A 24,518-nucleotide genomic window follows, 5' to 3' on the forward strand; every position below is an offset into this window, starting at 1 on the left:
GACCCGGCCTGTCCGAGATCGGTGGGAGTGACGGGCATGCGAGACTGGACCGGCAACGGGGCTCCCTACGGCTGGTGATCTAGGCAATCCCCGTCCTACCGGGACCCCGTTGCCTCACCGCAGCCACCCTCACCGTGGTGGCCCGCCGTTGTTCCCCCGGACCCCACGGCCCCACCNCCCCACCCACCCCACCGGCTGTCACAGAACGTCATCGGTGGCGTTTCCGCCGGCGCCGGAACCCACCCTCACACGCGCTACTCACAGCGACGAAACAGCAGCCGGGCCCGGATCCTCACACCACCACCGGCCCCAGCCCCCCGCACCCCGTCTCACACCGTCTACCTGCACAAACAGACTTTGCGGGTCACCCTGCACCCTGTTCTGGAACAGCATGTCCTCCTGGGAGCGGCGGCACATCGTCGACGCGTTCAGCTTTGAGCTCGGCAAGGTCGACTACACCCAGATCAAGGAGCGTGTCCTGGGACATCTCGCCCAGGTGGACCACGAACTCGCGGCCGGGGTCGCCGAGAACCTCGGACTGCCGGTGCCACCGGAGAGCACCCCGAACCACGGACGATCCTCACCCGCGCTGAGTCAGGCCGACCAGCCCAGCGGGGTGGCCACCCGCAGGATCGCGGTGCTCGCGGCGGACGGCGTGGACGAGGTGGCATTGCGTTCGGCCACCGCCGCGCTGCGCGAACAGGGCGCGATCCTGGAGGTTCTCGCGCCGCACGGAGGCATGCTCGCCACGGTGTCCGGCGACGCGTTGCCGGTGGACCGAACGCTGGTGACCATGTCCTCGGTCCTCTACGACGCGGTGTTCGTCGCCCCGGGCGAGCGCGGTGTCACCGCACTGACACACAACGGCGAGGCCGTGCACTACGTCGGCGAGGCGTACAAGCACGCGAAGCCGATCGGCGCGGTCGGCGCGGGGGTGTCGCTGCTCGAGATCGCATCCTTGCCGGGCGCGCGGGNCGCCGACCAGGGTGACGCGGTGGTGTCCGACCGGGGTGTCGTGACGGTCCGCGACCTTGCGGGGCCGTCCGTGCTCGGCGACTTCGGTTCCGCGTTCGCCACGGCCGTGGCCGCCCATCGGCACTTCGACCGCGCGCTGGAGGCCGTCGCCGCGTAGGGCCGGGTGCCGATGGTGCCGATGCGCCAGATCGTGACTGACGGTCAAGGCCTGTCAGGTCCTCGGGGAGGCCGGGTTCACGCGTGATCACGCCGCTCGCCGCCGGTGTCGTACCGGCGGCGAGCGGCGTGGACCTGGTGTGCCGAGACCGTGGCGAGTAGTTCCTGGTAGCCGGTTTCGGACCGGGTGAGATACGGGTCGGTAAAGCGTTCGGTGAGAAAGGTGCGCACGATCGAAGGCTGCGCGCGATGTGCCCCCGCCGATCACCCTGCCCCGCCGATCACCCGACGAGTGTCCCACCCGCACCCACCGCACCACACCATCCCGGTACGACGTAGGGCCGTATCCACATCCGCATCCCACTCCGCGTGCAGCCGGGATCGCTCAGGGAACGGCCTGGTGAACCATCTGCCAAGAGGCCGAGCAGCATCATCGGACCGCCGGGGAGGACGGACCGCCGGGGAGGTCAGTGCACGAGTGTCTTCATGGCGGCGGTGAGCGCGCTCAGGCCGGCTTTCGCGTCGTTGAAGAGCATTCCGGTCTTCGGGTCGGTGTACAGCTCGTTGTCGATGCCGGCGTAGCCGTGGCCCATGGAGCGTTTGATGACGATGACGCTCTTCGCCTGGTCGACGTCGAGGATCGGCATACCGGAGATCGCGTTGCCGGGACGGCGGGCCGCCGGGTTGGTCACGTCGTTGGCGCCGACGACCAGGGCGACATCGGCCTGCGCGAACTCGGGGTTGACCTCGGCCAGTTCCTTCATCTGCGGATAGGGGACGTGCGCCTCGGCCAGCAGCACGTTCATGTGGCCCGGCATTCTGCCGGCGACCGGGTGGATCGCGTAGCAGACGTCCACCCCGTGCTGCGTGAGCAGGTCGGCGAGCTCGACTACTTCATGCTGGGCCCGCGCCGCCGCAAGCCCGTAGCCGGGCACGATAATGACCTTCGACGCGTACGCCAGCTGCAGGGCCGCGTCGTCCGCCGCGACCGACCGCACTGGGGCCGAGGCCGCCGCGCCGGCGTTTCCGGTCGAGTCCGCGGTGCCGAAACCACCGACGATGATGGCCGGGATCGACCGGTTCATCGCCTCGGCCATCAGCACGGTGAGGATGGAGCCGGACGCCCCCACCAGCGCGCCCGCGATAACGAGAACGGTGCTGTCGAGCACGAAACCGGCCATCGCCACGGCCGTCCCGGTGAACGCGTTCAGCAGCGAGATCACCACCGGCATGTCCGCGCCGCCGATCGGCAGCACCATCGTCACGCCTAAGCCCAGCGCGGCGGCCGCGACGATCGACAGCGCGATCGTCCCACCGTGACCAGCGACGATCGCCGCCACGCCGGTCACGGCGACCGCGGCCAGCGCGGCGTTCAGTAGTCGGGCGCCGCGGAACAGCACCGGCGCGCCACTGATCAGGCCCTGCAGCTTGCCGGCGGCCACCAGCGAGCCGGAGAAGGTCACCGCGCCGATGACGACGTCGAGGCCGACGGTCACGGTGGTCTGACCGGAGGCCCCGGCCAGCCCGGCCGCGCCGCCCAACCGCGCCACCTCGGCGAACGCGACGAGCGCCGCCGCGCCGCCGCCGACCGCGTTGAACACGCTGACCAGCTGCGGCATCGCGGTCATCCGCACGGTCCGCGCCGCATACAGGCCCGCGCCGGATCCCAGGAGCACACCGGCGATCAGGACGATCAGGCCGGTAGCGGTGATGACGCCGTCCCGGGCCAGCAGCCCGACGGCGGTCCCGACGGCCGCCACCATCCCGGCCGCGGACAGCTGGTTGCCCCGGCGGGCGGTCGCGGGCGAGTTCATCAGGTGCAGGCCGAGGACGAAGCAGCTCGCCGCGGCCAGGAACAGCAGGCGGATCGCCGTGTCCGAGCCGCTCATGACCGCTCACTCCCCACTGCCGGCTGGTTCTGCCCTGCCGGCTGGTTCCGCCCTGCCGGCTGGTTCTGCCCTGCGAGCCGGCTTCGCTCCGCGGCCGGGCGCCGGTGGAACATCTCCAGCATCCGGTCCGTCACCACGTAGCCGCCCACCACGTTCATCGCGGCGAACGCGGCGGCGAAGAACACCAGGACGTAGCCCAGTGGGGTGTGCGCTGTCGCGGCGACCAGCATCGCGCCGACGACGACGATGCCGTGGATCGCGTTCGCGCCGGACATCAACGGTGTATGCAAGGTGGACGGCACCTTGCTGATGACCTCGAACCCGACCAGCAGGCTCAGGACGAGGACGGTCAGGTCGGTGACCAACGTCTCGGTCATGTCCTCACGCTCCAGACTGGCTTTCCGCGGAGCCGCCGGTCAGCAGGGCGGCGGTGGCGGGGTGGACGACCCGGCCGGCGTGGGTGATGACGACCCCGGCCTGAATCTCGTCGGCGGTGTCGATGGTGAGCGCGCCGTCGTGGACCAGATGGCCCAGCAACGCGGCAACGTTGCGGGCATAGGCGGCCGATGCCGCAGCCGGCATCAGGGCCGGCAGGTTGCCGGCGCCGATCACGGTGACGCCACCCGCGGTGACCACCGTCTCATCCGGCGCGGAGATCTCCACATTGCCCCCGAGGGGGCTCGCGGCGAGATCCACGACGACCGACCCGGGCCGCATCGTCTTGACCGCCTCCTCCGTCACCAGCAGCGGCGGCCGGCGGCCGGGAACCTGAGCGGTGGTGATGACGACGTCATGGCGGGCGACGGCGGCAGCCAGCGCCTCTTGCTGGCCCGCCAGTTCCTCGGCGGTCAACGCCCGGGCATAGCCACCCTGACCCGCTCCGCCGGCCACCCCGCCCAGGTCGGGCCCACCCAGGTCGAGGAAACTCGCACCGAGCGAGGTCACCTCGCCCCGCGCCTCCGGGCGGACGTCGTAACCGCGGACGACCGCGCCGAGCCGGTGGGCCGTGCCGATCGCGGCCAGCCCGGCCACGCCCGCGCCGAGCACCAGCACCTCGGCGGGCCGGGCCGTGCCGGCCGCCGTCATCAGCAGCGGGAAATAACGCGGGTAGGCGTCGGCGGCGACCAGCACCGCCTTGTACCCGGCCACATTCGCCTGGGAGGTCAGCGCGTCCATGGACTGGGCCCGACTCAGCGTCCGCGGCAGCCCGTCGAGGCTCACCGCGGTCACCCCCGCCTCGGCCAGCTGCGCCATCACCTGCGGCCGCGGCAACGGCGCCAGCAGCCCTACCAGGGTCTGCCCGCCGCGCAGCAACGCGCGCGTCCGCGGGTCCGGGAGGCTGACCGACACCACCACGTCTGCCCGCGCGAACAGGTCGAGCCGTGCGACGACGGTGGCGCCGGCCTCGGCATAGGCGCCGTCGGGAAACCATGCGCCACGTCCGGCTCCGGTCTCGACGAGCACGTCGAGACCGGAGCCGACCAATCGGCCCACGACCTGCGGAACCATGGCCACCCGACGCTCGCCGGGCGCGGTCTCCATGGCCACGCCCACGGTAAGCGGACTCATGGTCTTTCCCCCTTTCGGGATTCTCCTCGTGTTCCCTTCCCCGTTGGGGGGATGAGGACCGATGGCCGTGCGGGCAAGATCAAAGCAGACCAGGTCAGACCGGGTCAGACCAGATCAGACCGGGTCAGACCGGATCAGATCGCGTTAGATCGCGTTAGATCGGGTCAAATTTGATCAGGCCGGACCGGTCGGAATGGGCCAGATCAGAACTCGAACACCAGCCGGGCCGGGACCCTGCTGTCCAGGACCTCGTCCATGCAGGCGTTGACGTCGTCCAACTTCCGGCCGGAAGCGATCACCCTGGTCCGGCCGGCCGCGTGCAGCCGGAACACCTCGGCCAGATCGTTGCGGGTGCCGACGATCGATCCCTTGACCGTGATCCCCTTCAGGACCGTGTCGAAGATCGGGATGGACATCGTGCCATCCGCCGGCAGGGCCACGCAGACCAGCCGGCCGCCGCGCCGCAGCGAGGCGAACGCCTGCTCGAACGAACGGGGCGACGCGGCGAGCGCGACCGCCACGTCGGCGCCGCCCAGCCGCTGGATGGCCTCGACCGGGTCGGCGGTCCGCGCGTTCACCACGTGGTCGGCGCCCAGTTCGGTGGCCAGCTCCAGCTTGGCCTNGGTGACGTCGNCCCCGACGGTNAANCCNCCCGCGATGCGGGCGTACTGCAACGCCAGGTGGCCCAGCCCGCCGATGCCGAACACGGCCACCGTCTCGGCCGGGGTCACCCCGGCTACCTTGATGGCCTTGTAGGTGGTCACGCCGGCGCAGGTCAGCGGCGCGGCGTCGAACGACGGCACGTCACCGGGCACCGGCACCGTGTAGTCCGCGTCGGCCACCGCGTACTCGGCGAACGCACCGTCGATCGAGTAGCCGCTGTTGCGCTGGCTTTCGCACAGCGTCTCCCAGCCGCCGACGCAGTAGCGGCAGCGTCCGCAGGCGTGACCGAGCCACGGGATCGCGACCCGGTCGCCGATCGCGCGCCCGGTCACCCCGGCGCCCACGGCCTTGACCACGCCGACGCCCTCGTGACCAGGGACGAACGGGGGAGTCGGCTTCACCGGCCAGTCACCGTGCGCCGCGTGGATGTCGGTGTGGCACAGACCGCTGGCCTCCATCCGTACCAGGATCTGGCCCGGCCCCGGCACCGGGACGTCCCGGTCCTCGATACGCAACGGTGCCCGGAAATCGGTGACAACTGCTGCCTTCATAACATCCTCCAGTCAGGGGAATCGTCGATGGGAAATGCCAAAGGACTCCGGAACCCTGGACTCCGGAACCCTGGACTCCGAGACCCTAGAACAGGCCGAGCGCGTTCTCGTCGTAGCTGACCAGCATGTTCTTGGTCTGGCTGTAGTGCTCCAGCATCATCCGGTGGTTTTCGCGGCCGATGCCGGACACCTTGTATCCGCCGAATGCCGCGCCCGCCGGATACTGGTGGTAGCAGTTGACCCAGACCCGGCCGGCCTTGATGCCCCGGCCCATCCGGAACTGGCGGGCACCGTCCCGCGTCCACACACCGGCACCGAGCCCGTAAGGCGTGTCGTTGGCGATGGCCAACGCCTCGGCCTCGTCCTTGAAGGTGGTGACAGCCAGCACCGGGCCGAAGATTTCCTCCTGGAAGACCCGCATCTTGTTGTGGCCCTTCAGCAGCGTCGGCTCGAAGAAGTAGCCGTTCGCGNACTCTCCGGCCAGCCGCGTCCGGTGCCCACCGGCCAGCAGTTCGGCGCCCTCAGCCAGGCCGATGTCCACGTAGGAGCCGATCTTTGACAGCTGCTGCGCGGAGACCTGCGGGCCCAGCATTGTCGCCGGGTCCAACGGGTTGCCCTGCTGGATCCGGCCGACCCGTTCCAGCGCCCGCGCCATGAACTCGTCGTAGATCGACTCCTGGATCAGCGCCCGGGACGGGCAGGTGCACACCTCGCCCTTGTTGAACGCATACAGCACCAGCCCCTCGACCGCCTTGTTCAGATAGGCGTCGTCGGCGGCCAGGACGTCCTCGAAGAAGATGTTCGGGGACTTTCCGCCCAGCTCCAGGGTGACCGGGATGATGTTCTGCGCCGCGTACTGCATCATCAGCCGGCCGGTCGTGGTCTCACCGGTGAACCCGATCTTCGCGATCTTCGGGCTGGTGGCCAGGGCTCTGCCGACCTCGGCGCCGGGCCCGTTGACGATGTTGATGATGCCGGGCGGGATGACGTCCTGAATCACCTCGGCGAGCTTGAGGATCGACCACGGCGTCGGTGACGCCGGCTTGATCACCGAGCAGTTACCCGCGGCCAGCGCGGGCGCCAGCTTCCACGCCGCCATCAGCAACGGGAAGTTGAAGGGGATGATCTGCCCGACCACCCCGAGCGGCTCGTGGAAGTGATAGGCGTAGGTCCTGCCGTCAATCTCGGAGATCGACCCCTCCAGGGTGCGCGCCGCCGCGGCGAAGTACCGGAAGTGGTCGGCGGCCAGCGGGATGTCGGCAGCCAGCGTCTCCCGCACCGGCTTGCCGTTCTCCCAGCTCTCCGTGACCGCGAGCATCTCCCGGTTGGCGTCGATCGCATCCGCCACCGCGGTCAGCACCTCGGCCCGCTCCGCCGGGGACGCGGCGGCCCAGGAGCCGGCGGCGGCGTGCGCCGCGTCCAGGGCGTCCTCGACATCCTCCGCCGCCGACCGCGGTATTTCACAGATCGGCTGCGCCGTGGCCGGGCTGAGGTTGGTCGAATACTTACCGGCCCGCGGCGGCAGCCACTTTCCACCGATGAAGTTCTCGTACCGGTCCGTAACATGGACGATACTGCCTGGCTTTCCAGGTGGGACGTACGTCATGACAGCCTCCCGATCTCCACAGGGCGGGCACACCTTCCGGCGTGCCCCGACCGGCACGTATGTTTCTCTGCCGAGGCCAAGCACCCCATATCGCGCCAGTCCTGAGACCATGTGCGGAAGGTCCCGACCCCCGATGCCGAACGGGCCGTTCCCGGACCAGTGCCGGGCAGCCTAAGTTGATCATGCTGTTGTGTTGGGTTTTCGGGGTGCGGCGCGGTGTGGCTCGATGACCGGCGACGGCAAAGAGGGAACTGCCCGCGCCAGGGCGGCGCGGGCAGGCCACGGGCCGAGGCCTCACCGGCAGGCCTCACCGGCAGGCCTCACCGGCAGGCCTCACCGGCAGGCCTCACCGGCAGGCCTCAGGCGGCGAGGTCGATCACCACGCGCGACGGGTTCGACAGTTCGAGCACCCGAAAGCCGACCCGATCGTCAACCCCCAGGCCGAAATGGACGTATCCCTCGTAGTCGCCGGTCATCCGATACTGGACGAGCGCGGGAAGCCCGCCGCCGGCCCGCGGTGTGCGCAGCGTCGACCTACCGGTCTCATCGTGGGCCACGGCCGGGAACAACACCACCTCCAGGAACGCCTGCCCCCGCAGCGGGACCGCAACGCCCTCGCCCGGCGACAGCACCTCGGCCACGTAACGCACCTCGTAGCCAGGGAGCTGCCCTTGGAACTCGATCGTCAGCCGATCGAAAGCCATCCCGCCGGCGACGTTGTGCGCGCCGCGCACCGCGACGACCGTCGCGTTACCGTACAGCTGATGCTCGACGCGGCGCGGTTCGCTCGACCAGACCGGCTCCCGCGGCGTCGCGGTCGTGGAAGGCGACGTCACCACCGGTCCATCCGGCGAGCGGGAGGACACGGACGGAGAAGGCACCGGCGTGGTGCCGGACACCGATGGCTTCGGCGTGGTGACGTCGGTGGAGCCGCCGCCACCGGCACCGCCGCCACATCCCAGCGGCACGAGCAGCGCGCCCGCCAGCAGCGCCACCGCCCCGATCCATCGCCGGCCCGTTGTTGTCCGCACCTTCATGCAACTCACCTCGCAGCCCAGCTCACCTCGCCGCCCCGGGTGGCCGAAAGGGACCTTCGGTAGGGGGACGGTCAGGTTAACGTCCCCCGACCAGGTGAGCCGGAAGCACCACGGAGCACCGGCGCAGCTCGAACCGATGGGAGATCTGATGTGCGTGAGCTCAGCTCCCGGGGTAGCGGGTGGACCAGGCCGGGGTGGCCGCGCCGAAGGCGTCGGAGACGGTCGCGGTGTTCTCGATCTCGGTTACCAGATCGTCCGCGACCTGCCCGACCAGCTCATAGCCCGCCAGCTCCTTCAGCCAGGCTGCCGGCAGCGCCGGCTCACCCAGAGCGGCGCCAACGAGGTTCCCGCAGATCGCGCCGGTCGAGTCGCTGTCGCCGGAGTGGTTGACTGCCGCGAGCAGCGCCGTCTGCGGATCGTCGGGCGCCGCCACCGCGCAGTACACCGCGATCGCTAGCGCCTCCTCGGCGACCCAGCCGGCGCCCAGCGATTCCACGCGTTCCGCCGTGGGCGCACCGTCCGCTGCCGTTCCGAGCGCCGCCCGCAGAGCTCTGGCTACTTCCTTGCCGTCGCGTTCGGCCGACAGGCGGCCGAGGGCCGATGCGGTGGCCTGGGTGATGCCAGCGCCGTCTACCATCGCGGCGACGATCCATGCGAACGCGCCCGCGGCGAGGTACCCGGAGGGATGACCGTGGGTGAACACGGCGCATGCGACCGCATGGTCGAAGGAGGTTTCCGGGCCCCGCCGGAGCAGCCCGAACGGGGCCGAGCGCATCACCGCCCCGCATCCCTTGCTGTCGGGGTTCGCCGGCCGCGCGAGCGTGCCCATCTCGGGGCGCCCCAGCCCGGACAGGCAGGCGTTCCCCGGAGCGCGCCGGGCATACATCAGCTGCTGCGCCGCCAACCAGCCGTCCACCTCCCCGGCGGCCGGACCGGTCCGCCGCTGCGTCGTGAGCCAACGCTGGTAGGCGCGCCACAGCACCGCGGGCGGATCGGCGATGCCCCGGGAACGGCTGCGGACCGAGGCCCGGATCAGACCCTCCACGGTAAAGAGCGTCATCTGAGTGTCATCTGTAAACGGAGCGTGTACCCCGTAGGCGGCCGTGAGGCCGATGACCCCCGCCGTCCCGTACTCCCGTCGGATCTCGTCAAGCGACTGGAATTCGATTGCCGCACCGAGCGCGTCTCCCAACGCCCCGCCCAGCAGGCAGCCCCGGACCCGGTCCCGGTAGGAGAGGCCGGAGTTCGCATCGTCCGTGGGCGCCGCCGCGCGCCGCTCTGATGGCCACAGGCTGACCGCGAGCCCCACGGCGGACCGGGCGGCCGGGGCGGCCCACAGACGTTCCTTGGTTCCGGCGGCGCCCTGGCTCTCTTCCGGGGTTTCGAGATCGGCGGCGGCGGCGAGTTCGGCGGCGGTCATGCGTTGGCGGGCCAGTGCCCGGCCCGACCTGCTGAGAATGACACCCTCGGCGGTCAGGATCTCCCGTGGATCGTCGGTGCGTTCCGGATCGGGCCAGCGGAAGTCCGGGGAGACGGAACCGTTCAGGAGCAGGACGCGGTGGGCGTTGGAGATCCGGGCACTGGCCAGCTTGGCTCCCACCGCGACGGCGTGGGACCCGATCACCTCCGCGACGTCGGAGTAACTGGTCCAGCGGCCGGGTGGGATCGCGGCCAGTACCCGGCTCATCAGGGTCCATCGCTGGTCCTGGGGCGGCGGTACTACGGACTCGTCCGGGCCGGGCCAGATCTTCACGATCCGCTCGGCGAGCGCCCGGCCACGATTCTGGATCTCCTCCCGGCCCCATCTGTCCTGACCGGCGATTTCTCGGTTCATCGCCAGCCCGCTGTCGGCCAGCAGCTTCTTCTTCTCGGTGAACTCGTGATCGGCGAGTTTCGGATTATAGGCGGTGAGCGTCAGATTGCCCAGAGTATGGACGAGCCTGCGGTGCAGCTCGTCGCGCGTCTCACCCTCGTGGGCATCGGCGTCGAGAACCGCTTTCCATCCCGGTCTCGACAATGACTGGGGGAGGATGTGTTCAACCGTCAGCTTCACGCCCCAGTCGACTGGTTCGAGATGCTCGTAATCCTCTTCCAGGCTGCGCAACACATAGGTGCGCTGAGGGCCGCGTCCGGTCCAGTAGAAGGGATTGAGCAGGACGGCTTCCTTCACAGGCTGATCGGTCGGGAACTTCTTACGCGGGCCGGAGAGAACCCGCGTGACCGCGGCGGCGGTCGGTGTCTGGTCGCCGAGCTCCTTGACGAGCGACATGAGGATGCGGTTGCTGTTGGCGCTCGCGATGCCGACCAGCATCCGCCGCACCAGGTAGCTCTCCACCACCCGGAGTGCCGCGGCGGTCTCGGTGGCGTCGAGACGGTCATTCGCATGCGCGATCAGCATGTGTAGGACGATCGGCCGGACGACGTCCGCCCCCCACCGGCGCAGCCGGTGCAGGGCCTGCCGCAGGACCGGGTCCTCCTCCCGGTCCGGATCGAGGATCCGGCTGAACAGCAGGGCCTTTGCATGCAGCTCGGAGATCCACTGCTCGATGGCGTCCTCGTCCGGCAGCGTCTGGAGATACTGCCGCTGCGACTGGTACACGGTCTCCTTGGTGGCACGGTCGTCGCCGCGGAGCACGAGGTCGAGCCAGACCAGATCCTCCAGTCTGTCACCGAGCAGTTCCTGGAGTGGGAACCACCGCCAGTCGTACACCCGGTCCGCTCGGGTGGGTAGCCGCATGAACAGGTAGTTGCGCAGCAGGTCCGCCTGGGTGAGCCGGCGGCCGGTGTGGTTGAGCGATTCGAAGATGCGGTAGACGTCGTCGTCGACATGCGCGGCGATCTCCACGATTGCGAGCTGACCGACCACGGCCTGCTCGATCAGTGCTGCGTCCAGCGGGTCGTCGGCGTCGCGCAACGCGGCGAGTTCCTTGCGGAAGAACTGGTATGCGTCGCCGATCCCCGCCCGGCCTCCTGCCTCCGGCGACCGCTCGACGAGAGCGGTCCAGGCGGTCCGGTCGGCTCGCGTCGGTAACAGGGTGTAACGTTCGGTTCCGGCCGCGTACCTGTTCATGAGGTACAGATCGTCGATTTTCGCCGCGAGCATCTGATCGTCATCTCGGACATGATCGCGGATCGCGCAGAGCAGGATGCTCAGCGCCGTCAGCCGTTGCTGACCATCTACCACCAGCCAGATCGCCACTCCGGCCGGCGTGGTTGACGGGCTCGGCGCGAGAACCAGCGAACCCAGGAAGTGTGTTGCCGCTGGACCGGCGGCGGCCACGCTCGTGATGTCGGCCCAGAGTTGCCGCAGGTTGGCGCGTTCCCAGCTGTAGGGGCGTTGATACAACGGGACGACGTACTGACACTGACCCTGGAGGAGTTCACCCAGAGTAGTTTCGTTCGCCTTCACTGCTGCTCTCCGCCCTGCCTGGGTAGCCGAATCCGAACCGTTTTGCCACTTACCGGTGGAAAAGACTATCGGAGGCGGCGGATCCGCCCACCGGGTCCGTGCCCGGCCGTCGCCGCGGGCCGGTATGACAAACTGGCGGCAGCGGACGAGTCCCCATACCCCACCTCAGCGCGGTGCCTGTTCCCCTTGTGGCGCGCCCGATCCCGGCCGGGTCCGGCGAGGACCGGCCAGGTGCGCCACGGCGTGCCGAGCGGTGTTGATCGGCCCCGGACCGATCCGGTTGAGGATGGTCCGGTCGAGGCATGACCGGGACGGGACCGGTTCTGCGTGCTGGAGGGGGGTGGCATGGCAGCGGGTTCTGGAAGTCCCGGCGTGACCGGAGGCAATGGCACCGTCAACGTTCATGGTGCCCTCGATGGGCATGGCACCGTCAACGTTCATGGTGCCCTCAGCGGGCATGGCGCTGTCAACGGTCAGGGCGGCTCGGGAGGTTCGGGCGCCTTCGGTGGTCTCGGTGGTTCGGGTGGTTCCGACTCGTCGGGTCACGTCATTGTCTGCGGGCTGAGCAACCTGGGGCTCCGGCTGGCCGAACAGCTCCGGGCGTCGGGTGTGACGGTGGTGGCCATCGACGATCGGGTCGCCCCCGCCACCCGGCGCAGGGTGGAGCGGTGGGGCGTGCGGGTCCTGGTGGAGAGTACCCGTGGCGCCGGGGCGCTGCGCGAGGCCGGCATCGCCGCGGCGCTCGCGGTCGTGTCCTGTCACGAGACGGACCTCGACAACCTGGGCACGGCGCTGGTCGCGGCCGAGACGGCCCCCGGTGTCCGGCTCGTCGTGGCCATCAGTAACCGCCAGCTCGGCGACCAGCTCGCGGACGCGCTCAGCCAGGTCCGGGTGCTGAACCGGGCCGAGCTCGCGGGGCCGAGCTTCGTCGAGGCGTGCCTCCGCTCGGACGTGACGCACGCCTTCCCGATGGACGAACGGTCCGATGCCGAGGTCTTCGCGGTGATCGAGGAGTCGATCATAGGCCGGCATGCCTTCCGGGCCCGCTATGGCGATCTGACCCCGATCTCGCTGCGCCGCGCGGGGGAGCGCCTCCCCGAGCTCTGCCCGCCCCGCGACGTCTCGCTGCGCCCCGGCGACCGGCTGACGCTCCTCGGGCGGCTGTCGGAGTTCCACGAGCGGGGCATGACGGTCGCGGGCCTGCACGACGCGCGGCTGTTCGCCGCGCTGGCCGGCGGCTCGGCCGAGCATGGCGATCCCGGCGATCCCCGCGAGCCCGGAGGGGTCCGGGGGGTCTGGCGGGCCACGGTGGCCAGGTTCCGGGAGATCGTCTCGATGATCCGTGGGGAGCTCGACCCCCCCTTCCGGTTCGCACTCGCCGCCGTAGTAACGATCATGATGGTCGGTACGGTCGTGCTGTGGTTGACCTACGCCAACCACAACGAGGCCGCACCCGCCGAGTTCGGCCCGCTGGACGCGCTTTACCTCACGGTCGCGACGATGGCCACGGTCGGCTACGGCGACTTCAACTTCGGCGCCGCCGACGAGTGGCTACAGGTGTTTGGCATCGGACTGATGCTGCTCGGCGCCCTGTCGATCGCCGTCGTCTATGCGTTCATTACCAACATCATCATCAGCCGTCGGTTGGAGCGGGTGATGGGACGCGGGCGGGCCGGGGCGGTGCGTGGCCACGTCATTCTATGCGGGCTCGGCTCGGTGGGGGTCGCCACGATGAACGGCCTGGTGCGCGCGGGCCGGCATGTGGTGGTGATCGAGCGTGACGAGAACAACCGGTACCTGCCCGTCGCCCGTGAACGTGGGGTGCCCGTGATCATCGGGGACGCCACCGTCCGCTCGACGCTGCTGGAGGCCGGCCTCGCCCATGCCGCCACGATCGCGGTGCTCACCAGCGACGACGTCGCGAACCTGGAGGCCGTGCTGTCGGCCCGGGAAGCGCACGAGGAGTTGCGGGGGGCGTGGGCGGCCCGCCGCCCCGCCCGGCGGGCCGCCCGGCGGGGCGGCGGGTGGTCCCGCGGCCGGATGCGGGAGTCCGACCCGGACACGCACCACCCCGACCTGCGAGTAGTGCTGCGGATCTTCGACACCACGATGGCCGACGAGGTCGAGCGGCGCTTCGGCATCCATACGGCACGCAGCGCGTCCGCCCTGGCCACGCCGTATTTCGTCGGCGCGGCGCTCGGTTACGACGTCATCAGTACCTTCTACGTGCAGCGCACGCCGTTCCTGGTGGCCAGGATGACCATCCACGCCGGCGGCGGGCTGGTCGGCCCGACCCTGCGGGAGCTGTCCACCGGGACCCGGGTGCTCGCCGTGATCACCGCGGCCGCGAACGCGGACACCGGCGGAGACGTGAATCTGGACAGCGGCGTGAATCTGGACAGCGGCGCGGACACCGACGGCGGCGTGGAGCGGGACGGCCAGGGGGCTCCCGGTGGCGGGCCGGACTACCGGCCGGGACGCCACACCCGGCTCCGGCCCGGGGACGAGCTGTTCGTGGTGGGACCGGTGAACCGGATCGTCGACATGGTGCGGCGCAACCAGCAGGTCGACATCACCACGGCGGGAACTGCGTAACACCATCACCGTGACGGTGCGCTACCTGGACGAGTGGCCGCGCGGCACACAGTCATGCNCGGACCACAAAACCATGTGAATATTTACCGCCTATTTGGATGAAAGGGAACAAGTGGACATCTACCTGGAGGGGATGAACCGCCTCACGGTCGATAGTCCGCAGCCGTCCGTCACGCCCGAGCCGCTCGGCCGGATCATCAACGACCTGGGCCTGTGACCGGCTCGGTAGAGAGCCGCCTCGTTTCCCTATGACCCGGAACTTTCGGTAATTCTGGACGCGGTTCGTGAACCAGCCTTCGGGTAGCCGTCGTCTGCGGTATGAATGCCTTAGCCCCACAGTCGCCCGGGGGCGAGCCCGGGTCTCTGCTCGTCACCTGTATGTCCCCAACATGCACAGGACGGAGAGCTGAAGCGGATGGTCTCGGCGCTGGTCGTGATCTCTCTCGTATTGACCGGGCTGGTGGCGGGCACGTTGACGGTCGGCCTGGTCGCCGTACGGCCCGCGATGCATTCACTGCCGCCCACTCCCTACGTAATGGTCAAGCAGGCGTTCGACATCAGCTACCCGCGGATGATGAAGCTGCTGCAGATTACAAATCTGATCGCTACNATCGCCCTGGCGGTCGCGGCCGGCGTCACCGGTGCGACGGCCTGCGCGGTGCTGGCCGGCATCGTGGCGGCCTGCGTCCTCACCAACATCCTGGTCACCGTGCGCGGCGACCTTCCGATCAACAACGCCATGGCCACCTGGCAGCCGGAGTCTCCGCCGGCCGACTGGCGCGAGCAGCGGGCGCGCTGGGACTTCTTCAACAGCATCCGCACGACCGCCGCGGTGATCGCGCTGGTTCTGCTGGCCCTGGCCGCGACCACCCAGTACTAACGCGGCTTCGCCCGCCCAGGCCTTCCAGCGGAAGCTACCGGCTTTGAACTTCGGCGAATTCAGCAAGGTTAAGGTCATCTCTTATCGTCCAGTACACGTCCAGTACACGTCCAGTACAGGAGTATCGATCTCCGTAAGAGGCGGAGAATGTCGGGGGCAGCAGCTCGTCCGGTCAGCGCATTGGTTGCTCGATGACCAAGGAGAAGTGTCGTTTTACTGGTCGGCGGGGGACCAGTCCTCGGTGAGGGTCTCCATCTGGGCGAGGACGAGGTCGATCGCCGCCTTCGGGTAGCTCCAGCGGGATGTGTGCCGGTTCAGAGCAGCGCGTGCTCGGCGGTCGCCAGGAGCCGGGCCGCGACCTCGTCGACCGACAGCCGGCGGCCGGTGTAGAGCAGGTCGAACGCGTCGAAGCTGGTAAGCAGCCAGAGGACGTCGACCGCGGCGGCCACCGGCACGCGCAGGAGGCCGTGGGCGGCCAGGCGTTCGGCGAGATGTNCCATCCCGCCGAGACGGTCCTGCTCGGCCCGTTGCAGCGCGCCATCGAGCGCCTGTTCCATCGAGCGCAGGGCCCACAGGGCGTCGCGCTGCCCGGCGTACACCCGCACGCTTGCGGTGATCCCGCCGCGCAGGTGAACGAGTGGGTCCGGATCCTGCACGGCCCGCACCAGGTCCGCGAAACCGCCCCGGTCGAGCACGTCCTGGGTGAGGGCATCGAACAGCCCCGCTCGGGAGCCGAACACCAGGTAGACCGTCGACCGGGCCACGCCCGCCTGCCGCGCGACCGCCTCCACGCTCGCGAGCCGGGGCAGCTGTTCGTACATCGCGTCGAGGATCCGGCGGCGGGTCTGGTCCGCACCAGCCGTGCGCAGCCGTTGCTCGTAGCGACGGGGAGACATGACTGCACCCTACGTGCGATGGACAGGCTGTCTTCGAGACGAAGACAAGCCGTCTGTCAACCGTGGTGAACCGGACGGTCGGGGCTGCCCGGTGGGAAGCGAGAATCACGGTGGGGAGCGGCTGCTTCGAACAAGTTCGAACAAGAGGGATGGCGAACAAGAACAAGAGGGATGGCGAACAAGAGGGATGGCGACAGTTAGCGGAACCGCGACGAGCACCCCGTCACGGTGCGGTTCCCGTCACCGGGCGCCCGTGCCGCTCCGGCCGAGGACGAGGTCGATCCACTCGGCCACGTGGCGTGCTATGACAGCGGGTTCCTTCATCCAGTCGAAGTGACCGAGGTGGGTGGATCCACTCGTGCGGTCCAGGTGGACGCGATGGACCTCCGAGCCCGTCAACCGCCTGGTGAAATAGTCGACCGCCCGGCGCGGCGCGAGATGGTCGGCGTCCAGGGAGATGGCCAGTACCGGCAGGGTCACCGCGCCGAGAAGACCGAGGAGGTCGGGCTCCGACCTGGCCAGCCGGTAACGGCCGGTGCGGGCACTTCTGGCCCAGTCCAGCATCAGCGCCCTGGGCTGCCGCCCGCCGAAGCCGAACCGGTGCCCGGGCCAGTAGCCCAGCAGCTGCGACACCCCCGCGACGAACGTGGAACCGCCCAGGACCCACGCTGAACGAAGGGGCCTGAAGACGCGCCAGTACGAGGTGCCCGCGCCGATGACGGCCAGGCCGCTCAGCCCGCCGCTGTCGGGGGCCTCCCGCGCGGCACGCAGGATCGAGAGTTGTCCGCCGAGACTGTGACCCACGACGAACAGCGGCGCCCCGGGGAATCGTTCCCGCGTCGCCGCCGTGATCGTCGGCAGGTCGTCCTCGACGCCCTCCTGGTAGCTGCCCCGGCTGCCGGCCGAGCGCCGGAGCGCCGCGGCTCCGTGGTGATGCCAGCGCAGATCGGTTGTCACGACCGAGTACCCCAGCGACCGCAGTGCCTCGGCGAAGGGGGTGTAGTACTTTGTCCGAACCCCCATCGCCGGAAGCAGGAGAATCACCGGCGCGGACTCGTCGGCCTGCGGAAGAACACGCAGGCCGAATCGCGTCCCGGCAGTGGTGGCGACCTCGAGTTCCGTCTCGCTTTCCGCCGCGGGTTCGGTCTCACCGGCGGCCGCCGACGGGGGAGGAACAAGAGCATCTGCGGACACGTGCCGCTCCTTCCATCCGGATCGCCGATCGTCTGATCGGTATTTCCGACAGCGGGTCCGATAAAGGTTGGTGAGCGCAGCCGGAAAGCCGGGCATGATGGTGAGCGTAGTAACGTCTGTGGACTTCTTCCAGTGAAGTCGCGGAGGACGCCCGGGCCGGGATGCCCGGCCCGGGCGAGGGAGAGCCGTGGTTACGGGCTTTACCTGCGGGCAGGGCCCTCCTGCTGCCGGCGGCGCCTTGCCTGCAGGTATCTTTCCTGCAGGTGTCTTGTCAGGAGGCGTCGAACCAGGCGCGGTAGTCGAACTCCGCCTTGGCGACGAGGGCGCCGGCGTCGTCGTAGAGCAGCGAGCCCCCGCGGATCTCGAAGCGTTCTTCGGCGGTCCGCTCCGCTGCCGGGTGCGCCACCTCGATGTCCACTGAACCGTGGGCCCGGATCCGACCGACCGCCGGCCGCAGGTACATGATCCGGCAGTCGCGCAGCACGAAGCTGCGGAGGCTGAAGATCCTCGGTGCCAGGGCGCCCGAGAACGCCGCGGCTCCGGAGACCTCGGCGGCGAGGAACTGCGCCGCCGCATGCACGGTGCCCATGTGGTTCTGGAGGTCGGGTCGGTTGGGGAGCTCCGCCACGCCGCCGTCCCGGCGCAGCTCGACGACCCGCACCCCGGTCAGGTTGCAGAATGGCACCATCGTGTCGATGACGGAACGGAGTTGTTCGAGATTTGGTGGCGCGTCACCGTTCGCCTGAAAGTGCGCCTCGCGAACCATCTCCAGTGGGGATCGTATCTCCGACTGAGCAGACATGTTACTGAGCATCCGCTGGAAAGGTTTCTTCGGGATGAATTCGAGGCGACTTTACGAACCCTTTGCCATTGGTGATTCCTATCGTGCGATTACATCACCTTGTGACGCCTTGCAGGTATATAGGGGAGCCTAGGAGGATGCCCAGGAGGATAACGACAACACATCCGCCGGGGACCCGTCGTGCCAGTGTAACGATCGGTTGACCGGCATACTTCAGGGAGTCTCCGACCATGTACGACGTGATTGTCGTGGGAGCGCGCTGCGCCGGCTCACCTGTGGCGATGTTGCTTGCCCGGCGCGGTCACCGGGTGCTGCTCGTCGACCGCGTGTCCTTTCCCAGCGACACGATCTCCACCCACTATCTTCAGCAGGCCGCACTGCTCCGTCTGCGGGAGTGGGGGCTGCTCGACGCACTCACGGCGACCAACTGCCGGCCGATCACCGACATGACGGTGTCCCACCTCGGTGTGGTCATCCGCGGGTTCGCCGATCCGGTCGACGGGCTGGCGTTCTCGATGGCGCCGCGCCGCATCGTGCTGGACAAGCTCCTGCTCGACGGCGCGGTCGCGGCGGGNGNCGAAGTCCGGGNGGGNTTCTCGGTCCGAGATCTGATCCGTCACGACGACGGCACGGTCGCGGGGNTCGTGGGCCGGGACGCCACGGGAGCCGTCGTCGAGGAGCGGGCCACTCTCGTCGTGGGCGCCGACGGCCGCAACTCCGTCGTGGCCGACCTGGTGGGAGCCGACTTCTACAAGGTCGTGCCGGCGGCCAGCTTCATCTACTACTCCTATTTCAGTGGGCTGGACTGGCAGTTCCACAGCCGGTTCGGTGACCACGAGCAGTGCGCCGGCTGGCCCACCCATGACGGGCTCACCCTCGTCACCGCGATGCGCAACCTCGAGGATTTCGAGGAGTTCCGCGCCGATATCGACGGGAGCCTGCGCCGGACCTTCCGCAGCGTCGCGCCCGAGCTCGCCGAGGATCTCGACAGCCATGGCGTCCAGGAGGACCGTTACTACGGAATCCGTTATCCGGACAACTACTACCGCACGTCCTATGGTCCGGGTTGGGCGCTGACCGGAGACGCTGGTTACCACAAGGACCCGGTGACCGGTCTGGGCATCACCGACGCCTTCCGCTGCGCGGACCTGTTGACCGAGCACGTGGACCAGGCGCTGCGTGGCGACCGGCCCATGGACGAGGCCCTCGCCGAGTATCAGCGGTTGCGCGACGAGGAATCGGCCGGTGCGTTCAATTTCNCCACGACGCTGGGCGAGCTGAACTTCCCGCCGCACCTCGTGGCGCTGTGGCGGGCCTTGCCGAACAACGAGACGGCGCGGGCGCAGTTCTTCGGAATGATCGCGGGTGTCGTGCCGTCGTCGGTCTTTCTCGCGCCGGAGAACGTCGAGTCCATCATGTTGGCCGCGGCGGCCGTGTAATGGACAGTCGACCGATCATCGGCGGTCCGACGCCGTCGCCGATGCTCACCGTGGTCGGCGACAGCTTCGCCGAGGGCCGCGGTGACCCGGCTCCCGACGGCGCCTGGATCGGCTGGGCGCCCAGAATGGCCGCGGCTCTGGGTATTCCGCGCAGTCGCGTTCTCAACCTGGGGCGGAACGGCGCGACGACGCAGGATGTCATCGACACGCAGCTCGACGTCGCCGCCTCCGCCCCGGCGGCCCTCNTCGGGATCGCCGCGGGCAGCAACGACCTGCTCGCGGACTACTCGCAGGACAGGTTCGAAAAAAACTTCACCCACCTAGTCGCGACTCTCGCGGTCCCGGGAACCACCGCGTTCACCTTCACCTTTCCGGACCTCACCACCAGGCTCTCGGCGCCGCCGGCGATCCTGGACGTACTCCGCTCCAGGATCGAGCGGGCGNACGACCATGTCCGCTCGACCGCGGCGAACCACGGAATTCTCCTCGTCGATTTCGATCACGTCGACCGCGCCCACGACTCTCAACTGTGGAATCCCGGGGACTATCATCCCAACGCGGCCGGATACGAATTCGTCGCCAGTCTCCTTGCGGATCTGGTGCGCGAAGTCCTGTCGCGCCCGGCTCCCCGGATTCCGGTTCCGGTTCCATCCTGACCCTGTTCGGTTGACCGGCCTCTCGACGTATTCTGACCCGACGTCGAGTGGATCGGGAGTGAAGCATCTCACGACGCACCGTCGCGGCGATTGCCTCGGCCGATCGAGTGTTCGGCAGGTTGTTCTTGCGGAACAACAGGACGTCGATGACACTGGTTCCAGGATGCCCGCGCGGATCNGATACGAGTAAACTGTCGCCAGGCCTCGCGGTTCGCTGTCACGGCCACGAAGACCTGCGGCAGTGCTTCGGAACAACGTTGTTCCGGGACAACGTTGTTCCGGAACAACCCGCCGGCCGTCTGGCTCTCCGGCGGACCGGCCGGTCCGCTCCGGTGAACCGGTTCCCAATACCTCACACCTGAATNCCTCCGCCGGATACATCACGCCCGACATATCAGGGCACCACGCCCGACATATCAGGGTCCCGCCGCACGCGGTGGTGACCTGCCGGCCAGTAAAGGGGAGAAGCACGTGGACGAGTCCGACCGCCCTGACGACCGACGACTCGCGAACAACCCGATCGCGATCGTCGGGCTCGCCGGACTGTTCCCGATGGCGCGCGACGTGCGGGAGTACTGGAGCAACGTCATCGACGCCGTCGACTGCGTCACCGAGGTGCCGTCGACGCACTGGCGCCCGGAGGACTACTACGACCCGGATGCGACGGTGCCCGACCGTACCTACGCGCGCCGGGGCGGCTTCCTCCCCGAGGTCGCGTTCAGCCCGGTGGAGTTCGGCTTTCCGCCCAACCTGCTGGACGTGACCGCGGTCGTGCAGCTGCTCAGTCTGATCGTCGCGCGGGATGTGCTCGTCGACGCGGGCGCACCGGGATCGGCGTGGTACGACTCCGAGCGCACCGGGGTCATCCTGGGCATGGCCGGCCCCACCACGATGGCCCACCCGCTGGCGGCCCGGCTGGAGACGCCGGTCCTGCGCGAGGTCGTGCGCGCCGCGGGACTCGACGAGGCCGAAACCGCCGCGGTCTCGGAGGCCTTCTCGCTCGCGTTCCCGCCGTGGGAGGAGAACTCGTTCCCCGGGCTGCTCGGCAACGTCGTCTCCGGCCGGATCACCAACCGGCTCGACCTCGGAGGCACGAACTACACGGTCGACTCCGCGTGCGCGAGTGGGCTCACGGCCGTCCGCGGGGCCATCGCCGAACTCATCGACCACCGTGCCGATCTCATGATCACCGGTGGTTGTGACACCGAGAACTCGATCTTCAGTTACATGTGCTTCTCGAAGACGCAGGCGCTGTCCAAGTCCGACCGCATCCAGCCGTTCGCCGCCGGCGCCGACGGCACCCTGGTCGGCGAGGGCATCGGGATGCTGGCGCTCAAGCGGCTGGCCGACGCCGAGCGCGACGGGGACCGGATCTACGCGGTCATCCGGGGTCTCGGGTCGTCCAGCGACGGTCGGTTCAAGAGCGTCTACGCGCCGCGCGCGGAGGGCCAGGTCCGCGCGCTGCGCCGGGCCTACGCGGACGCCGGGGNGAGCCCGGCGTCCGTCGAGCTGTTCGAGGCGCACGCCACCGGTACCGCCGTCGGTGACGCCACCGAGCTGTCCGCGCTCGGGGCCGTCCTGGCCGAGGCCGGGGCACGCCCGGGCCGGGCGGCGATCGGCAGTGTGAAGTCGCAGATCGGGCACACCAAGGGCGCTGCCGGCGCGGCCAGCCTGATCAAGCTGTCGCTGTCGCTGTACAACCGGGTGCTGCCGCCCACGATCAACGTCCGCGAACCGAATCCGGCGCTCGCCCAGGAGGGCTCGCCCTTCTACCTCAGCACCCGCACCCGGCCCTGGGTGCTCGACCCGGACGTGGGGCGGCGCCGGGCGGCCGCCTCCGCCATGGGGTTCGGCGGTACCAACTTCCACGTCGTCCTGGAGGAGACCCCCGACACGGCACGCCCGGACGCCGATAAGCGTGCCGCCCGGGCGACGCACCGTGCCGTCCGCGCCCACCTGTGGCATGCCGCGACGCCCGCGGAGCTCCTCGACCTGGTGCGCGGACAGGCCGAACCGAACGGTGACACGGGCATCCCGGGCAGCGCCGCGCGGGTCGGGTTCGTCGCGCGCACCGGCGCCGAGGCGGAGCGCCTGCGCGCGATCGCGATCGAGCAGCTCGCGGCGCGAGCCGACGCCGCCGAATGGTCGCATCCCGCCGGGGTGCACTACCGCCGGCAGGCGGCCGAGCAGCCCCGCGTCGGCGTCGTCTTCGCCGGCCAGGGCAGCCAGTACGTCGACATGGGGCTCACCGCCGCCGTCGAGATCCCGCCGGTGCGGGAGGCCTTCGACGCGGCGAACGCCACCTTCGCCGGGGCCGAGCTCACGCTCGCCCGTGCGGTGTTCCCGCCGCCGAGCTTCGATCCGGGCGACCGTGCCGACCACGAGATGAACCTGACGCGCACCGAGTACGCGCAGCCCGCGATCGGTGCGCTCTCCGTCGGCCAGTTCCGGTTCCTGCGGGAGCTGGGACTGCGCCCGGTGAGCCTGCTCGGCCACAGCTTCGGGGAGCTGACCGCCCTGTGGGCCGCCGGTNCCCTCGCCGACGCCGACTTCTTCCGGCTCGCCCGGCGTCGCGGCCAGGCCATGGCCCCGCCGGACGAACCCGGCTTCGACCCCGGCACCATGGCCGCCGTCCGCGCCGACCGCGACGCGGTCGCCGAGCTGCTGACCGCGCACCCGGACGTGGTCGTGTGTAACCACAACGCCCCCGACCAGGTCGTCGTTGGTGGTCCGACGCCCGCCGTCGAGGAGTTCGTCACCGCCGCCACCGCGAACGGGCTCGACGCCCGGCGCATCTCCGTGGCCGCGGCGTTCCACACCTCGCTCGTCGGGCACGCGGTGGACGACTTCGCCGCCGCGGTGGACGTCACCGAAATCGGATCGCCGGCCGTGCCGGTGCACGCCAACACCGCCGGCGCCCGGTACGGCGACGACCCCGCCGAGAACCGCCGGGTCCTCACCCGGCAGCTGGGCAACCCCGTCGAGTTCGTCGCCGGGCTGCAGGCCCTGCACGCGGACGGCGCGACGGTGGTTGTCGAGATCGGGCCGAGCCAGGTGCTGACCGGTCTGGTCCGGCGCACCCTCGGCGACGATGTCGTGGCGATCCCCACCGACGCCGGTCGCGACGGCGACGGCGCGGTGGCTCTGATGACCGCGGCCGTGCGCCTCGCGGTGCTCGGCGTCGAGCTCAGCGGGCTCAACCGCTATACGGCCCCGCTGCCGCAGCAGGTGCAGCCGACCGGGATGACGGTTGCGCTGACCGGGGCGGACTACGTCTCGGAGCCTCGCCGTCGCGCCTACGCCGACGCGCTGGTCACGCTCGCGGCCGCCGCGGCCGTCCGGCCGCGGGAGTCGGCCGCCGCGGCGCTCGAAAACGTCCCGACCGCCACCGAGCGGCGCGTCCCCGAAGCGGCACCGGCGCCCACCCGGCCAGTACCCACCCAGCCGGCACCGGCGCCCACCCGGCCAGTACCCACCCAGCCGGCACCGGCGCCCACCCGGGCGGTACCCGTCCCGACGGCCATCGCTCCGGTAGCGCCTGCTCCGGCGGCAGCCACCCTGGCGGCCCCGGCCCCGAGCGCCGGTGAGGTCGCCGGCATCAGCGAGGTCGCCCGCGACCATCTGGCCCTGCACTCCCAGTTCCTCGACACCCAGCTCCGGGTCGCCGAGGGCCTCGTGCAGGTCCTTCGCGCGGCCCCCGCGGACAATGGGGCGGGTCAGGAGATCCGGGCCGCTGCCGACGCTGTGACCCGGCAGAGCCTGGCCGTGGGTGAGGCCCATATCCGGGTCAACGAGATCCTGGCGTCCCTGACCGACCTGGAGTACGGCAACGGCGTCGGCGGCCAGGGCAACGGCGTCGGCGGCCACGGCGTCGGCGGCCACGGCGCCGGCGGGCTCGCGGCCGGCGGGGCGCCGGGCGGCGCGCTCACCACCGGTACGGAACCGACGGACCTGTACGGACGGGGAACGGCGGGCGATCTGCGTACGCCGGGAATCCCGGCGCCCGGGCTGCCGGCCGTCCCGCTTCCGATCCCCAGCACCGGGAACAGTAACGGGCGTCCGGCGGGTGCGATCGCGGCTGCCCCGCCCGTGCCTCCGGTGACCGTCCCATCCGTCCCATCCGTCCCATCCGTGCCTCCGGTGACCGTCCCATCCGCGGCCCCGGCGACCGTGGGGTCGCAGCCGGCCACCGCTGGGATTG

At 69.8% G+C, this 24,518-nt stretch carries 17 protein-coding genes; 6 read left to right on the forward strand and 11 right to left on the reverse strand.

The features are described 5' to 3' along the window. Window positions 1–214: 214 nt before the first annotated feature. On the forward strand, window positions 215–1,132 hold the full coding sequence (locus ALLO2_RS19375) for a catalase-related domain-containing protein (RefSeq protein ID WP_255361222.1): 918 nt from the start codon (window positions 215–217) through the stop codon (window positions 1,130–1,132). Between the two features lie 77 nt (window positions 1,133–1,209). Here the strand turns inward: ALLO2_RS19375 and ALLO2_RS25940 are convergent, their stop codons facing one another. The 8 genes from ALLO2_RS25940 to ALLO2_RS25945 form a co-directional block, all read right to left on the reverse strand. Then, entirely contained in the window at window positions 1,210–1,362 is a 153-nt protein-coding gene (locus tag ALLO2_RS25940; protein ID WP_157493469.1) for a hypothetical protein, read from the reverse strand. 236 nt (window positions 1,363–1,598) lie between these two features. After that, window positions 1,599–3,020 carry an NAD(P)(+) transhydrogenase (Re/Si-specific) subunit beta gene (locus ALLO2_RS19380; RefSeq protein ID WP_011437334.1) on the reverse strand — a complete coding sequence of 474 codons (1,422 nt, stop codon included), beginning with the start codon at window positions 3,018–3,020 and terminating at the stop codon, window positions 1,599–1,601. Continuing rightward, on the reverse strand, window positions 3,017–3,397 hold the full coding sequence (locus tag ALLO2_RS19385) for an NAD(P) transhydrogenase subunit alpha (RefSeq protein ID WP_011437333.1): 381 nt from the start codon (window positions 3,395–3,397) through the stop codon (window positions 3,017–3,019). The genes ALLO2_RS19380 and ALLO2_RS19385 overlap by 4 nt, the downstream gene beginning before the upstream one ends. Window positions 3,398–3,401: 4 nt before the next feature. Beyond that, window positions 3,402–4,589 (reverse strand): NAD(P) transhydrogenase subunit alpha, encoded by a 1,188-nt coding sequence (locus tag ALLO2_RS19390; protein ID WP_011437332.1) that lies wholly within the window; start codon window positions 4,587–4,589, stop codon window positions 3,402–3,404. 203 nt (window positions 4,590–4,792) lie between these two features. Next, window positions 4,793–5,803, reverse strand: a complete 1,011-nt coding sequence (locus ALLO2_RS19395) for a zinc-dependent alcohol dehydrogenase (RefSeq protein WP_035734030.1) — start codon at window positions 5,801–5,803, stop codon at window positions 4,793–4,795. A gap of 85 nt (window positions 5,804–5,888) precedes the next feature. Further along, on the reverse strand, window positions 5,889–7,409 hold the full coding sequence (locus tag ALLO2_RS19400) for an aldehyde dehydrogenase family protein (RefSeq protein WP_035734031.1): 1,521 nt from the start codon (window positions 7,407–7,409) through the stop codon (window positions 5,889–5,891). Between the two features lie 359 nt (window positions 7,410–7,768). Then, entirely contained in the window at window positions 7,769–8,446 is a 678-nt protein-coding gene (locus ALLO2_RS19405) for a hypothetical protein (protein ID WP_011437329.1), read from the reverse strand. Window positions 8,447–8,606: 160 nt separating this feature from the next. Further along, the gene (locus tag ALLO2_RS25945) at window positions 8,607–11,855 is read right to left on the reverse strand and encodes an ADP-ribosylglycohydrolase family protein (protein WP_023841478.1); all 3,249 of its coding nucleotides are present in this window, start codon (window positions 11,853–11,855) and stop codon (window positions 8,607–8,609) included. Between the two features lie 345 nt (window positions 11,856–12,200). Here ALLO2_RS25945 and ALLO2_RS19420 point away from each other — a divergent pair, with 345 nt between their 5' ends. Then, window positions 12,201–14,450, forward strand: a complete 2,250-nt coding sequence (locus ALLO2_RS19420) for an NAD-binding protein (protein ID WP_023841479.1) — start codon at window positions 12,201–12,203, stop codon at window positions 14,448–14,450. A gap of 415 nt (window positions 14,451–14,865) precedes the next feature. Further along, window positions 14,866–15,330, forward strand: coding sequence for a DUF1772 domain-containing protein (locus ALLO2_RS19425; protein WP_023841481.1), 465 nt, complete (start codon window positions 14,866–14,868; stop codon window positions 15,328–15,330). Window positions 15,331–15,644: 314 nt separating this feature from the next. Here ALLO2_RS19425 and ALLO2_RS19430 read toward each other — a convergent pair whose 3' ends face one another. From ALLO2_RS19430 to ALLO2_RS19440, 3 genes are all read right to left on the reverse strand, one after another. Further along, complete coding sequence (locus tag ALLO2_RS19430; protein WP_035734033.1) at window positions 15,645–16,226, reverse strand: TetR/AcrR family transcriptional regulator; 582 nt, start codon at window positions 16,224–16,226, stop codon at window positions 15,645–15,647. A 240-nt stretch (window positions 16,227–16,466) separates the two neighbouring features. Further along, window positions 16,467–17,420, reverse strand: a complete 954-nt coding sequence (locus ALLO2_RS19435) for an alpha/beta fold hydrolase (protein ID WP_011437323.1) — start codon at window positions 17,418–17,420, stop codon at window positions 16,467–16,469. Between the two features lie 271 nt (window positions 17,421–17,691). After that, window positions 17,692–18,222 (reverse strand): PaaI family thioesterase, encoded by a 531-nt coding sequence (locus tag ALLO2_RS19440; RefSeq protein ID WP_023841482.1) that lies wholly within the window; start codon window positions 18,220–18,222, stop codon window positions 17,692–17,694. A gap of 230 nt (window positions 18,223–18,452) precedes the next feature. Between ALLO2_RS19440 and ALLO2_RS19445 the strand changes: the two genes are divergently transcribed. The 3 genes from ALLO2_RS19445 to ALLO2_RS19455 all read left to right on the forward strand — a co-directional run. Then, a complete protein-coding gene (locus tag ALLO2_RS19445; RefSeq protein ID WP_035734035.1) occupies window positions 18,453–19,661 on the forward strand; it encodes an NAD(P)/FAD-dependent oxidoreductase in 1,209 nt (402 codons plus the stop codon). 41 nt (window positions 19,662–19,702) lie between these two features. Next, window positions 19,703–20,317 carry an SGNH/GDSL hydrolase family protein gene (locus ALLO2_RS19450; RefSeq protein WP_232235210.1) on the forward strand — a complete coding sequence of 205 codons (615 nt, stop codon included), beginning with the start codon at window positions 19,703–19,705 and terminating at the stop codon, window positions 20,315–20,317. 471 nt (window positions 20,318–20,788) lie between these two features. After that, a partial coding sequence (locus tag ALLO2_RS19455; protein ID WP_157493471.1) for a type I polyketide synthase occupies window positions 20,789–24,518 on the forward strand: 3,730 nt, incomplete at its 3' end.

The organism is Frankia sp. Allo2 (assembly GCF_000733325.1).
In the GTDB taxonomy this organism is placed as follows: domain Bacteria; phylum Actinomycetota; class Actinomycetes; order Frankiales; family Frankiaceae; genus Frankia; species Frankia casuarinae.